Source organism: Paenibacillus sp. Root444D2 (genome assembly GCF_001426375.1).
In the GTDB taxonomy this organism is placed as follows: Bacteria; Bacillota; Bacilli; order Paenibacillales; family NBRC-103111; genus Paenibacillus_E.
The window spans coordinates 13,250-26,661 of sequence record NZ_LMEO01000010.1 but is presented as its reverse complement, the minus strand read 5'-3'; the positions used below and the strand labels follow the sequence as shown (position 1 = coordinate 26,661).

Below are 13,412 nucleotides of genomic sequence, written 5' to 3'. Positions count from 1 at the left end.
AATTTGTAGTTTTTACTCCCAAATGATAGGCTTATTTAAATTAGATTAAAAATCACCAGTAAAATAAAGGAGTTTTTGCATTGAAAAGGAAGGTCGTTTTTTCATGTATACTTGTTCTTGCAATTGGGTTAGGAACTACAATTGGTGTTCATGCCGTCTCCGATATTCGTATTATTGTCGACGGGAAATCGGTAGATTCCAGCGTTGAACTTATAGATGATAGCAGCTATGTCCCTTTACGTTCTATAGCAGAAATGTTCGGCGCTAATGTCGAATGGGATAATAAAACACGTACAATTAATATCATTTCACATCGTCGTATGCTAACTGATGCTTCTACGGTATATAAAGAAAACGGTATTACCTTTTCCAATCTGTCCTTAGTAAATAAAGAATTTGGTTGGGAAATTACCACCGATGTTTGGAATGGGGAAGACGTTAATTACCGCGGTCTTCACTTTAAGGCTAGCTTTTTTGATCAAAAGGAACGATTGCTTGGTACCTCTGACGGCTACCTGTTCGACCTGAAGCAAGGCGAGACTAAGGTAGCTAACCTTGTCACAACTGACGATCTAAGCAATTATAAATATGTTCAATTTCAAATTGACCTCACCTATTAAGAGTGCTTATTGTACATTTACTATCCCCAAAGAATAACGTCCATCCTCCCGCTTCCCTTGAATCGCTAGCTCAATGCCGGGATTGCCGCTTTCAGGATCAATGATGCCAACGCATAATGTATATTTACCTATTGGTATCGTTGCAGGGATCTTTAAACTTAAAGTGGACTTTTGTATGCCAGGCAACCATCTGCGAATATCAACTTGGACGCTTTCGCGGTGAACTATCTTTCCTTCTGCATCTGCCAGTGATAGTTCGAGTGGCCAATTGAAATAGAAGGGTGCAACTCCTTTATTCTCCATAACCATATTCACAACAAGCTTCTCGTTTGGCTTTACCTTTGTTTGATGCGTCTCTGTCTTGAGAACATATCGATACCCCATTGTATTCAAAAGGCGTTCTACATTCCCTTGATACTTACCCTTATATGATTTAAATGATGGTAAATTGGGACCTAGCCATGTGGTATGGCTCTCCCTTGCCTGTGCAATGGTTTCATCGATTGCATTGTTGGCTATATATTTATTCTCGTCTTCGGAGTATGCAAACTCTCCGCCGCTCGGTGCATATATCCAATGTTCCGGCATAGCTGGCATTTTCTCTTCCGTTAGCCACGATGTATACCCGTTATGAATCCAATTGATAAAACCACTCATGGTCTCCTGTTTATCTCCAAACACATCATTAAATAGACCCAAATGATTCGATTTTGCTATTTCATGCGGCCTTCTCATCAGCAGAGGTTTGTCCGGAAACTCCCCTAGATATGCCTCTACGTACTGATCGGTAACAGCTGCTTTAGGAAATGGTTCTGAAACTCCACCTTGTCCACTTTTTGTGTGCCACTCTCCCCAATGTCCTACACTGCCTACCTCAACGAAAGCAATTCGAGCATCATGGTTGTATCTCTCACCCAATTTTTGGATCAGCTTCCGATGTTCCTCTATTAGCTTTTTGTTCTCATAATTAGGACTAAAACCCTTTCCATAACTTGTGTTATACCAGGAGCCTTCTTCCCCAATTTCCTCGTACAACCAATCTGGAATATCCATATGACTAGTATCCGAAGTATCATCCAAAATTAGGCGGAAGATAATCTTTACATTCTCACTCTTCCAACGCTTAAATTGATTCTTTTCCTCTAGCTTGTCGAATGCATATATTCCTTTTGCAGCCTCTAATTCCCTCCAAGTAAAGTCAAAGAAAACAAGGCGATGAGGCTCTTGATAAGGACCCCAGCGTGCATCAGGAGCAAATCCCATGTAGGGATTGTTTAAAACACTGCCTATCTCTGTAGGCGAAAACTTAATTGTCTCTCTCTTTTTAACTTCTGCACTCACAAGGGTGATTGATACTGTCATCAAGGATAGGGCTGTCAAAATTCCTATAACTTTATATTTGCGCTTCATTAATATCGCCTTTCAACCAGTTATTTGGACAGTATTCTACTCTAAAATCAACCAATTAGCGAGATATATCACGCTAGTTCGCAAAATATTAACTATTTGTAAAAATCAATCTAAAGATTCAACAAAGTTTGTATATTTATGTTGTTTTTCGTCGTAAAACAGCATAGAATAGTCTTTTAGAACTACTTTTATGGGTCTAAATATTAAAAATGGAAATTATGGGGTGTTTACAAATGCGAGTATTAATTACAGGCGGTCTAGGTTTTATTGGATCCCATGTCGCCGAGCGCTTCTACAAAGAAGGGCATCAAATTTTCATCATAGATAATCTATCCTCAGGAAATCCTGAGAACTTGAGTACACCTTATAAATTATATTCATTAAATGTTGAGAGTTCAAAATGTGTAGAGGTTTTTAATAGTCATAAGTTTGATGTTGTTGTTCATCTAGCTGCACAAATCAACGTTGCTACATCTTTAGAGAATCCCTTTCTGGATGCCAAATCAAATATTCTTGGCTTAAACAATATGTTGAACCTTTCAGCTAAATATGGCGTGAAAAAGTTTATATTTGCCTCATCTGCTGCTGTTTATGGCATGAATGAACATACGCCAATTAATGAAGAAGCGGATTGCAATCCACTTTCTCCTTATGGGATGAACAAATGGCTTGGTGAGTATTATTGTAAGAAGTTCACAGAGTTATATGGCTTGGATACCCTCTGTTTCCGGTTTTCTAATGTATATGGTCCTAGGCAAGGTACCATCGGAGAAGGTGGCGTCGTTTCTATTTATCTAGAACGTATGTTTAAAGATCAAGAGCTTACCGTCTTTGGCGATGGTAATCAGACCCGTGATTTCATTTATGTAGAAGATGTCGCTGACGCTATCTATCGAGGAGTAGATGCGGAATATAAAGAAGTTCTTAACCTATCTACAAATACGGAGAAAAGTGTGAACGAACTGCTTGGCATTTTTAAAGAACTTCACCCAATTAAAGGTGTTGTTTACCGCGAAGCACGTAAAGGGGATATCTATCGCTCGAGCTTAGATAATACGAAGGTCAAACGTCAACTCGATTGGGTGCCAATGTATAGTCTCAAAGAGGGATTGACCAAAACTTATGAATGGTTTGCTACTCAGCAACAAAAACCCCCACGAGAGAAGAAGGAAAAATCGTCCAGACGATTATTTTCCTTCCTTAAACCAGCTCTCCCCTACATCGAGAATTTTGTCGCCTTCGGTATCGTAACTGCTTTAACAATAGGAACACAATCCGATATTCAAAGTTATCAATTGGATTACAAGCTGATTTACATTCTCGTCATCAGTATGCTCTATGGCACTAGACAGTCTATTCTTTCCTTTGCCTTGTCTTCTCTTCTTTTCCTTGGGATGAGTCTCTATAATGGACGGGACTTAATTTCCTTTATTTACGATTCCCAAAGTATGGTAACTCTAGCTGCTTACCTCTTCATTGGTATCGTTGTCGGGTATACCGTGGATCGTAAAAATAGTGAGATTAAAACAGCTAAAATCGAAGCAGTTGCAAGTGAAGAAAGAAATGAGTTTCTAAGTGAAATTTATAATGACACTCGACTTGTTAAAGAAGAATTACAAAGTCAAATTATGAATACGGAAGATAGCTTCGGCAAAATTTATAATATTACAAAAGAGCTAGATAGCTTAGAGCCGGAATTAATTTTCAACGCGGCTATTAGTGTCCTAGAACAAATTATGAGATCTAAATCGATCTCCATCTACTCCATTAACAAATATGGTAATTTCCTGCGTTTAACTGCCAAATCGAAAGTTACTGAGATGCAATTGCCTAAATCTTTGAAAGTGTCAGATTTTCCACATCTACAACAGTTAATTGACAGCCAGAGTTTATATATTAATAAAGCGTTAGATCAAGCAATCCCTGTTCTTTCAGCCCCAATTATGTATAACAATCGAATCATCGCTGTCGTCAGCTTACATCATCTGCCGTTTGAGAATTTCACGCTATACTATCAAAATCTATTTAAAGTTGCTGTAGAACTGATCTCTTCTTCGTTATTCAAAGCTCATCGTTATCTGGAAGCAACACAAAGCGAGCGCTACATCGAGGGAACGGATGTATTGAACGAAGAGTCCTTCTTAACCGTTCTAGATAGCAAAAAACAAACAAAAATTAAGTTGAATATTGAATTTACACTGCTTGTCATTTCCAATTCAGACATTCAAATCGAGGAATTATCCAATAAAGTAAGCTCATTCTTGCGTGAAACGGATGTTATAGGAAAAGGTCCAGACGGCAGATACTACATCATTCTTTCGAACTCAGAGAAACAAGATGCTGCCATTGTTACTGAGCGAATAACGAAATCAGGCATTATTCCTATCATCGTGAAAGAGGAGTTACTTTATGCTTGAACTCATCATTTTGTGCATTTATTTACTCATCGTCGTGACTTACATCATTAAATATATTAAAAACTATACTAGAGAGCGGGCAATAACACATCTTGCTATCATTATCTTGCTACCCTTTGCAGGAGCTCTAATGCTTGCCTTTTCTTCATGGACATTACAAAGAAAATCACAAGATTCGTTTAGCTCTTACTCGGACGAGGATATCTCTGCTCAAACCTCAACTCTCGGTATTTATAACCGCATTGACATAAAAAAAGAGATTAATATCGTTCCTATTGAAGAAGCCTTGTTACTCAATGATACAACTACAAAGCGTCGTATGCTGATCGACGCTTTAAAGAATGACTCGATTGAATATATCGGCATTCTCCAAAAAGCATTAGAAAACGAAGATACAGAAACCTCACATTACGCGGCTACAGCCGTATTGGAAATTAAGCGCAAGCTTATGCTTACTAAACAGAAATTCTCAGTCAAATACGAAGAAAACAAATTTGACTTAGAAACATTAATTCCTTATGTAAACGTACTTAAGAACTATCTTACAAGTGGCTTTTTGGATGAACGGACAGTCATAAAGACTAAGCACACTTATTCTCAAGTGTTAGAAAGTCTGCTTTCTATTTATACAGAAGAGGAAGCCTATTTTGTCGATAAGATTGAATGTGACCTAGAAATAGGTAATGTTGACAAAGCAAGGAGTATGTGTGAGAGCTTTCATCAAGCACACCCTAACAGTGAAACACCGTACTTAATTTCAATGAAAACACATTATACATTGAGAAATAATGAACGGTTCCAAGACAGCTTAAACGGCTTAAAAAATTCACCCATTCGCTTGTCGAACCAAGCTTTGAATATTGTCCGATTCTGGTCAGGAGTATAAAGAATGAAAACCTTTGATTATTTTAAAAGAACGACTATTATTGTAGTACTCGTCATAGTCGTTCTAGGGATCTCACTTGAAACCGTACGCTCCGATTTTCTATTCAAGTTAACTAAAAACAATAACATCACTTCCACTGCGGATACTTCCTCATACAATGCATTGGACCCAAAAGAATTCAACGCAATAAATACCGAGAATTTCCTCATTCTTTACGACCAAGAAGAAATAGTTAGCCCGAGATTGGCGAAAAATGTAGAGAATACTATTAATTATATGAAAAAAAAGCCTCAAAGCATGGAGATCGGCGCGTTTGATGGCACGACTAAAGGCTTTGAAACCATCATTATTGCCCTGCAGGATCTAACAAAAATTAAAAATTTAGATGCTCTTATTACATACGTCGACAACGGAGGGCGTGTCTTATTCGCCGAAAGTCCTTTGGTTAGCGACAGCTTGTATACGATTTATCGTAAACTTGGAATCAATTCAATAGGCCCCTATGTGAACGAAAAAGGAATTAAGCTAACATCTAATATTTTAATACAAGGCAAAGGAATGGAATTCAAAGGAGACTTCATCGAGAATGCAATGATCTTCTTTGAGCTCAACAATAACAGCACGATCTATGCTGTAACTGATAAAAATAACCCCTTAATGTGGGGTTATACCTATGGAAAAGGAAAGTTTTTAGTTTTCAACGGTTCTACACTTCAAGAAAAAACTAGCCGTGGACTCATAGCCGGGGCGCTAAGTCTTATCAATGATAATTTTATCTACCCCATTATTAATACCAAGGTTGCTTACATTGATGATTTTCCTGCTCCCTTTGGAAACGGGAAGGAAAACACAATATACAAAGAGTATGGTCGAGATAATCAACGGTTTTATCGTGACATTTGGTGGCCTGATATGATCAAAATAGCCAAAAATAGAGGGGTTATTTACACAGGAGTTCTTATCGAAAATTATAATAATTCAATTAAACCACCTTTCAACACTGCACAAGGTCAAGAAAAAGAAAATTTAATTATATATGGCAGGGAAGTCCTGAAGCTAGGCGGTGAATTAGGTCTCCATGGATATAACCATCAATCTTTGGTTACCGATTATTCCAAATCTACCGCAACCTCTCTTTCCCTTGGGTACAAGCTTTGGCAATCACAAGAAGACATGGAATTATCCATTTCTGAAGCACGTAAATACTTTGCAGACATCTATCCCAAATACAAATTGCGTACGTACGTGCCACCCTCCAATGTTTTGAGTGATGAAGGTAGAGAGGCACTTAAGAATTCGCTCCCTGATCTTAAAATTATAGCCTCCATCTATAGCGAAGACCCCTACGATAAATCTTATGTTCAGGAGTATAGTAGAAGCGCAGATGGCATTCTTGAACTTCCACGTGTTTCCTCCGGATATCATTTTGACCAGGTAACGAATTGGGATATTTTCAATGCAATTACATCTATTGGTGTCTTCTCGCACTTTATTCATCCTGACGATGTATTGGATCCTGCACGAACTAAAAATAAATCATGGGATCAGTTGTTCAAAGAATTCGATCAAATAATGGAAATTATTTACGATAAATATAAATGGTTACGTCCCATGACGGCCTCAGATGCTGGAACTGCATTCGAGGATTACTTAGATAGCCAAGTCGTTTTCAAGAAAGATAAGAACAAGATCGATGGATACGTGAATAACTTTCATGGTGAGCTCAATTATATCTTACGTACGACAAGTAAGATCGGTAGATTGGATCATTGCTCCATTACCTTAATTGATAATAACACTTATATAGTGCAGGCCAAGGCAGCACATTTTACCATAGAATTGGGAGATCAATCATGAGAATCTGTATCCTTGCTGAGGGGTCTTACCCCTATATTACTGGTGGTGTCTCAAGTTGGATTCATAGTTTAATCACGAATATGCCTGAGCATGAATTTATACTTTATGTCATCGGTGCTGAAGAGAAATCACGCGGGAAATTTAAGTATGCTTTGCCTCACAATGTCATCGAGATAAGAGAAACTTTCCTAGATACTTTTCTTAATGAGGAAGAAATATGGGGGAAACGCTATAAGATTTCCAAAAGTGAACGCGAGACACTTTACTCGTTTCTAGCTGGCGAGAAAATTGATTGGGGAAACCTATTCAACTTTTTGCTTAGTGATCGGATTAATTCTGTTTCTGAATTCTTGACCAGTAAAGATTTCTTCGACATCATGTACGAAGTATGTAATCTTCGTTACTCACAGACGCCGTTTACCGAAATGTATTGGACTATGCGTTCCATGGTTCTTCCTTTGTTTTTAACAATACGTAATCCTATGCCTGAAGCTGATCTGTACCATAGTGTCGCAACAGGTTATGCCGGTGTTCTTGGCTCGCTTGGCAAGCACCTTTATAACAAGCCTTTCTTGCTTACCGAGCATGGTATTTACACCCGAGAGCGGGAAGAGGAAATTATTAAAGCTGACTGGGTAAAAGGGTATTTCAAGGATGTTTGGATTGAGTATTTCTATAATTTATCTAACTGTGCTTATTCGTACACTGACAAAGTAATTTCCTTGTTCAACCGTAACAAAGAAATTCAAGAAGAGCTTGGATGCGACGGCAATAAAATAACAATAATCCCCAATGGTGTTCAGTCTAGTGATTATGACTCTCTCCAGCAGAAAGAGAATGACACAGAGATCTCCATCGGTGCTGTCGTACGAATAGTTCCTATTAAAGATATTAAAACTATGATTCAAAGCTTTGCCTTGGTCAAACATACTATTTCAAATGCGAAATTCTATATCTTTGGACCAATCGATGAGGATGAGGAGTACTATGAAGAGTGCCAGCAGCTAGTACAAGAACTTGGTACAGAAGATATTATTTTTACCGGTAGTATTAATGTTCGTGAGTATATCGGAAAGATGGATATCCTTGTTCTTACAAGTATTAGCGAGGGACAACCTCTTGCCGTGCTTGAAGGTCTAGCAGCAAGTAAGCCATTTGTTACGACAGATGTAGGAAGTTGTCGTGAGTTACTCTACGGTAATCAGGATGACTTCGGTCCTGCTGGCATCGTTGAGCCTGTTATGCACTACGAGAAACTTGGTTTGGCAATCATCTCCTTATGTCAGAATAAGCAACTTCGTGAGCAAATGGGTCTCAACGGCAAACGAAGAGTTTCAGCAATCTATTCAAGGGATCGTTTCATCGAAGGTTATAGAAATATTTATAACGATTACGAGAGGAGTCTATATGGCAGGGATCGGGTTTGAACTAAGAAAACTCTTTCGGAAAAAAAGCTTATTCACTAATATCCGGGCTTACGCCTATTCCTCATTAGTTACCATTGGCCCAATGCTGCTTTGCATGGTCATGGTAGCTGTCATGCAAAAATTGCAGAGCTATGTAAATATGCCCTTTGCACAGAAAGAATTATTTTTAGCTGGCTCACAGTACGCTTTTATATTCTCTCTGCTTCTTACTAGCGGATTTGTCATGTTGCTTTCTCGCTATGTTGCTGATCGTTTATATGAGAAAAAATATGAAGATCTGCTTCCTTCTTTGTACGGCGTTATGTCCATTTGTCTATTAATTGGGGGAGTTGTTGGAATTGCATTCTTGCTTCGCTCTCCTCTTTCACTCACCTTTAAAATTGCGGAATATCTGCTCTTTATGGAACTAATTATTATTTGGCTATTAACGGTTTATGTTTCCGCCCTGAAAGATTATATACGAATTGTCAAAAGTTTTTTCTATGGAGCCATTGTAACCATCTTAAGTGGAGTTCTTTTGCTCAAAGTGTTAAGTATTCAAGAGGCCTATGCCACAATCGCTGCCATGGATATTGGATTCCTTACTACATTAATTCTACTGATGACACATATTGAAGGGTATTTCCTTCAAGGTGGCACAAGATACTTTCACTTTTTAAGGTATATTACTAAATTACCTGCCGTTTTTGCAATTGGTTTCATCTCTACACTCGGCATTTATGTGCATAACTTTATCTACTGGGGAAGCAAAATGAGCATTACCGTCGGTGATACTTTTCGATTCTCCCCCTCCTATGACGTTCCTGTTTTTTTTGCTTTCTTATCCGTCATACCGACAATGGTTATTTTTGTTGTCTCTGTAGAAACGTCATTCTATGAGAAATTCAGAAGCTACTATTCGGTTATTTTGGGCTCCGGAACGATTCAAGATATCGCACGTGCCAAGAAAGAAATGAACGATGTGCTCCTACAGGAGCTAAGTTTCATCATGCAAATCCAACTCTTCTTCTCTCTTTTCGCTATGGCGATTGGCATCAAGTTTTTACCGAATTTAGGGCAAACTGCCGAACAAATCGACTCTTTTAACATTCTGGTACTAGGTGATTGTTTATACATTCTTATGTATATTATTGTTCTGTTGTTGCTTTATTTCGATGACCGCAAAGGCGCGCTTCTCACGTCATCGCTCTTTTTGATAGCTAACTTGATTGCGACGCCTATCATTATTACAACAGGTCATCATGGCTTAGGACTTCTTATTTCTGCTGCAGTTGCAGTAGGTATGGCAATAATGAGGCTCCTTTATATACTAAAAAATATTGATTATTATACTTTCTGTGCTCAACCCTTAGTTGTAAAAGAGAATAAAACGATTTTAAAAAAATTAATGAACCGTTTTCGTTTCAATAACTGATAGGAGATTGTCATGCGATATACATGGAGTAAGCTATCGATAACCTTAATCCTTATTACCCTGTTGGTTTCAGGCTGTTTGGGAAGCAAGTCAGCAAGTGAAGAGAAAAGCACAACAGGCTTATCTGTAAGTCAAGATTCTCCACTTAGTTCTTCCAAAACAGTAGATTTGAAAGAAAGCCGTGCCATCTACGAATTAGATAAGTCAGATGGTCTTCATATTATGTACGTAACCATCATGAAGAGTGGCTCTTCCAAAAATAAACCCGTATTTTCTTTTACGGAAATTAATAACACAAGCGGTCGATTGCCCGATGGAGAAGCCGATCCACAAGTAGAAGTAATCATTCAAGAAGGTGATGAGGTAGGACCGATTAAGGGAGGTCTTGGTTATAGTGAAAAAACGGCCAATGCAACTCTTGAAATTCGAGGTAATTCTACCCGTGCCGCTAACCAAAAGTCTTATAAAATTAAATTAAACAATAAAGCTGGGCTATGGCAAGAACATAAAATCTTAAATCTCAATAAACATGCTTTTGAATTGTCCCGGGTACGTAATAAACTAAGTTTTGATTATTTAAAACTTATTCCTAACATGTCAAGTCTTCGCACCCATTTTGTCCAATTGAAAATTAAAGATTTGACAACAAAGGTTCCGGACAAAGAATTCGTTGATTACGGATTATATACAGATATTGAGCAGCCAGATAAGACATTTCTCAAATATCATGGACTAGACCCAAACGGAAACTTATATAAAGCGAATAACTTTCTTTTTCAAAGATATCCTGATGTTCTAGTAGAAACTAATGACCCTAAGTACAATAAGTCAGAATTCGAAAAAATATTGAAAATCAACGGCAGTGAAAACCATACCAAATTATTGCATATGCTTGATGAAGTCAACGATACTTCAAAAAATATTAATGATACTGTGAATAAATATTTCAACCGAGATAATTTCTTAACATGGATGGCTACTAACATTTTATTCGATAACACAGATACAATTAATCAGAATTTTATGTTGTATAGTCCATCAAATTCAGAAACCTGGTATTTCTTACCTTGGGATTATGATGGCGGGTGGGATTGGTACGGCCAAGGTCCAAAAGAAGCTAGATTACGCGCTAGTTGGTCAATTGGTATCGCCAATTATTGGGATTCCTTATTACAGAGAAGATTCTTCAAAGATCCTGCTAACGTCAAACAACTCAATGATAAAATTGAGGAATTATCGAAAATTATTACGAAAGAGCAAACCCAATCTTTCCTTAATTCTTATCACCCCATCGTTTCCAAGTTTGTAAATAATCAGCCTGATATTAATACCTTACCAGCAGGTGGTTTCAAATTCTTTGAAAGTGAATATAACCGACTTACTAATCTACCTGATTTGAAAAAAAACAATTACTATAAAACACTAGAAAACCCAATGCCCATCTTCCTCGGAAACCCCGAGGTCAAAGACAATACAACGACATTCTACTGGGATCAATCTTTTGATTTACAAAGTGATGAATTAACGTATGATTTTCAAATAAGCAAGGATCCCCAATTTACCAAACTAGTTGCAGATCAACCAGGGCTAAAGGGTTCACACTATGATGTCAATGGGTTGACAAAAGGTACTTATTTTTGGCGAGTCATTGTCAAGGACAGCAAAGGAAACAAACAAATTCCATTCGATGATTACACGGATGTATCTGATAACATCTATCATGGTATGCGGGTGTACAATGTCGAATAACCAATTTTCTAACTAGACTTGCTCACCGAGGAAGGCTTTTATGACCAAGTTAACTATGAAATGGTTCATTCTCTTAATCAGTTTAGTCGTAGGCGGGATTCTCGTTTACTTGTGGTTATTCCCTGCTAATGACGAAAAAGGACCACCGAATGCCGTGCAAAACATCCCATCAACTTTGTCGGAGCGTGTATCCGCACCGCGACTCTCAATACCTGGTGGATTTTATGCAGAAGGTATCTTATTGGCTCTAGATGCTTCAGAGAAGCAAGGAGTTATTCGGTATACACTAGATGGTTCTGAGCCTACTAAAGCTTCTCCAGTATACAAAGAATCTATAACAATTAAAGAAACAACGGTCGTAAAGGCTCGAACTTATTTATCCGATAAGTTATCAAGCACTGTCGTTACCGCAACTTATTTCATTGGACAATCACAATCTTTAGCTGTCTTTTCACTCTCTACCGATCCCGACAACCTTTGGTCGAACCAAAAGGGGATTTACGTGAAAGGCCCAAAAGCCTCATCGAAATCACCTTACCAAGGCGCTAACTTCTGGGAGGACTGGAAGATTCCTATTCATCTTGAGTTTCTCGAAACAAATGGTGAACTTCGGTTAGAAAGTGACCTCACTGCTGAGATATTCGGAGGCAATACACGGGCACTTCCACAAAAAGCTTTAGCTTTATCTTCGGGCAAAAAAAACGGTCAAAAAATAGACGCATCACTATTTCACGGGCAGAATATTCCGCCCATGCATGCTATTATATTAAGAAACTCAGGTCAAGATTTTAACCGTACACACTTCCTTGACGGATTAGTAGCTACGTTACTGAAAGACTCCGGATTGGATGTCCAAGCCTATCGCCCTGTCGTGGTTTATCTGAACGCTCAATATTGGGGAATACATGATCTTCGCGAAAAAATAGACGAGTCTTTTCTTGCCTCCCACCATCAAGTCGATGAAAAAGATATTAATCTTCTGGAATCAGATGCAATCGTCAAGCATGGAAGTAATACCAGTTATTTGTCGTTAATCAATTACATTCAAAACCACGATCTCAAACTAGCGGAGTCCTACGATTATGTTGCTAGCCAAATCGATGTCACCAATTTTATCGATTATCATATCTCAGAAACCTTCATCGCCAACGTAGATTGGCCTGATCATAACATTCGATACTGGAGAACATCCGAAGACGGAAGCAAGTGGAAATGGATTGTCTATGACACCGATCAGAGCTTCGGTGATCCTGCGACTCCTTCTCTTCATCGCATTTTGAATAGTAAGAAAAAAATTAAGGAGAAGGATCTTCTGCTTTCTCCCGCAATACTTCAACAGCTTTTAAAGAATGAAAAATTTCGTGATCTGTTTTTAACGCGTTTTTCCTTCCATTTACAGAACACATTTCAACCAAATCGGGTACTCTCAGTCATTGATCAGATTTACAATCAAATGAAACCAGAGATGGGCCGACACTTGGAAAAATGGGGTGGCAGCATAACAGAATGGGAAGATAATGTGGAAAGCCTGCGACAGTTTGCAAAAGAACGTCCTTCTTATATGCGTACTGAGCTTCAAGAAGAATTTAATTTAACAAAAGTTCAGATCGAAAAGTACGGTTTGAATTAAGG

At 38.2% G+C, this 13,412-nt stretch carries 9 protein-coding genes; 8 read left to right on the top strand and 1 reads right to left on the bottom strand.

Features of this window, described 5'->3' with window-relative positions:
* Positions 1-80: 80 nt before the first annotated feature.
* A complete protein-coding gene (locus ASD40_RS07930) occupies positions 81-620 on the top strand; it encodes a copper amine oxidase N-terminal domain-containing protein (RefSeq protein WP_057302778.1) in 540 nt (179 codons plus the stop codon).
* Positions 621-626: 6 nt separating this feature from the next.
* Here ASD40_RS07930 and ASD40_RS07925 read toward each other — a convergent pair whose 3' ends face one another.
* Positions 627-2,030 (bottom strand): DUF4832 domain-containing protein, encoded by a 1,404-nt coding sequence (locus ASD40_RS07925; protein WP_057302777.1) that lies wholly within the window; start codon positions 2,028-2,030, stop codon positions 627-629.
* A gap of 233 nt (positions 2,031-2,263) precedes the next feature.
* Between ASD40_RS07925 and ASD40_RS07920 the strand changes: the two genes are divergently transcribed.
* Genes ASD40_RS07920 through ASD40_RS07890 form a run of 7 tightly spaced genes read left to right on the top strand, consistent with a single transcriptional unit; the run spans position 2,264 to position 13,410 of the window.
* Positions 2,264-4,447 carry an NAD-dependent epimerase/dehydratase family protein gene (locus ASD40_RS07920; protein WP_057302776.1) on the top strand — a complete coding sequence of 728 codons (2,184 nt, stop codon included), beginning with the start codon at positions 2,264-2,266 and terminating at the stop codon, positions 4,445-4,447.
* Entirely contained in the window at positions 4,440-5,333 is an 894-nt protein-coding gene (locus ASD40_RS07915) for a hypothetical protein (protein WP_057302775.1), read from the top strand. Before ASD40_RS07920 ends, ASD40_RS07915 begins: the two co-directional genes overlap by 8 nt.
* A 3-nt stretch (positions 5,334-5,336) precedes the next feature.
* Complete coding sequence (locus ASD40_RS07910) at positions 5,337-7,190, top strand: DUF2194 domain-containing protein (protein ID WP_057302774.1); 1,854 nt, start codon at positions 5,337-5,339, stop codon at positions 7,188-7,190.
* On the top strand, positions 7,187-8,617 hold the full coding sequence (pelF, locus tag ASD40_RS07905; RefSeq protein WP_057302773.1) for a GT4 family glycosyltransferase PelF: 1,431 nt from the start codon (positions 7,187-7,189) through the stop codon (positions 8,615-8,617). The genes ASD40_RS07910 and pelF overlap by 4 nt, the downstream gene beginning before the upstream one ends.
* Positions 8,598-10,031: an exopolysaccharide Pel transporter PelG gene (pelG, locus tag ASD40_RS07900; protein WP_057302772.1), complete on the top strand. Its 1,434-nt coding sequence runs from the start codon at positions 8,598-8,600 to the stop codon at positions 10,029-10,031. The genes pelF and pelG overlap by 20 nt, the downstream gene beginning before the upstream one ends.
* A 12-nt stretch (positions 10,032-10,043) precedes the next feature.
* Entirely contained in the window at positions 10,044-11,780 is a 1,737-nt protein-coding gene (locus ASD40_RS07895) for a CotH kinase family protein (RefSeq protein WP_057302771.1), read from the top strand.
* Positions 11,781-11,820: 40 nt separating this feature from the next.
* Positions 11,821-13,410 (top strand): CotH kinase family protein, encoded by a 1,590-nt coding sequence (locus ASD40_RS07890; protein WP_057302770.1) that lies wholly within the window; start codon positions 11,821-11,823, stop codon positions 13,408-13,410.
* Positions 13,411-13,412 lie beyond the last annotated feature (2 nt).

What these genes read in the sequence shown, in the direction of transcription:
- ASD40_RS07925 (WP_057302777.1), bottom strand. Translation starts at nt 2,030, where the DNA reads ATGAAGCGCAAATATAAAGTTATAGGAATTTTGACAGCCCTATCCTTG.
- ASD40_RS07920 (WP_057302776.1), top strand. Translation starts at nt 2,264, where the DNA reads ATGCGAGTATTAATTACAGGCGGTCTAGGTTTTATTGGATCCCATGTC.
- ASD40_RS07915 (WP_057302775.1), top strand. Translation starts at nt 4,440, where the DNA reads ATGCTTGAACTCATCATTTTGTGCATTTATTTACTCATCGTCGTGACT.
- ASD40_RS07910 (WP_057302774.1), top strand. Translation starts at nt 5,337, where the DNA reads ATGAAAACCTTTGATTATTTTAAAAGAACGACTATTATTGTAGTACTC.
- pelF (WP_057302773.1), top strand. Translation starts at nt 7,187, where the DNA reads ATGAGAATCTGTATCCTTGCTGAGGGGTCTTACCCCTATATTACTGGT.
- pelG (WP_057302772.1), top strand. Translation starts at nt 8,598, where the DNA reads ATGGCAGGGATCGGGTTTGAACTAAGAAAACTCTTTCGGAAAAAAAGC.
- ASD40_RS07895 (WP_057302771.1), top strand. Translation starts at nt 10,044, where the DNA reads ATGCGATATACATGGAGTAAGCTATCGATAACCTTAATCCTTATTACC.
- ASD40_RS07890 (WP_057302770.1), top strand. Translation starts at nt 11,821, where the DNA reads ATGACCAAGTTAACTATGAAATGGTTCATTCTCTTAATCAGTTTAGTC.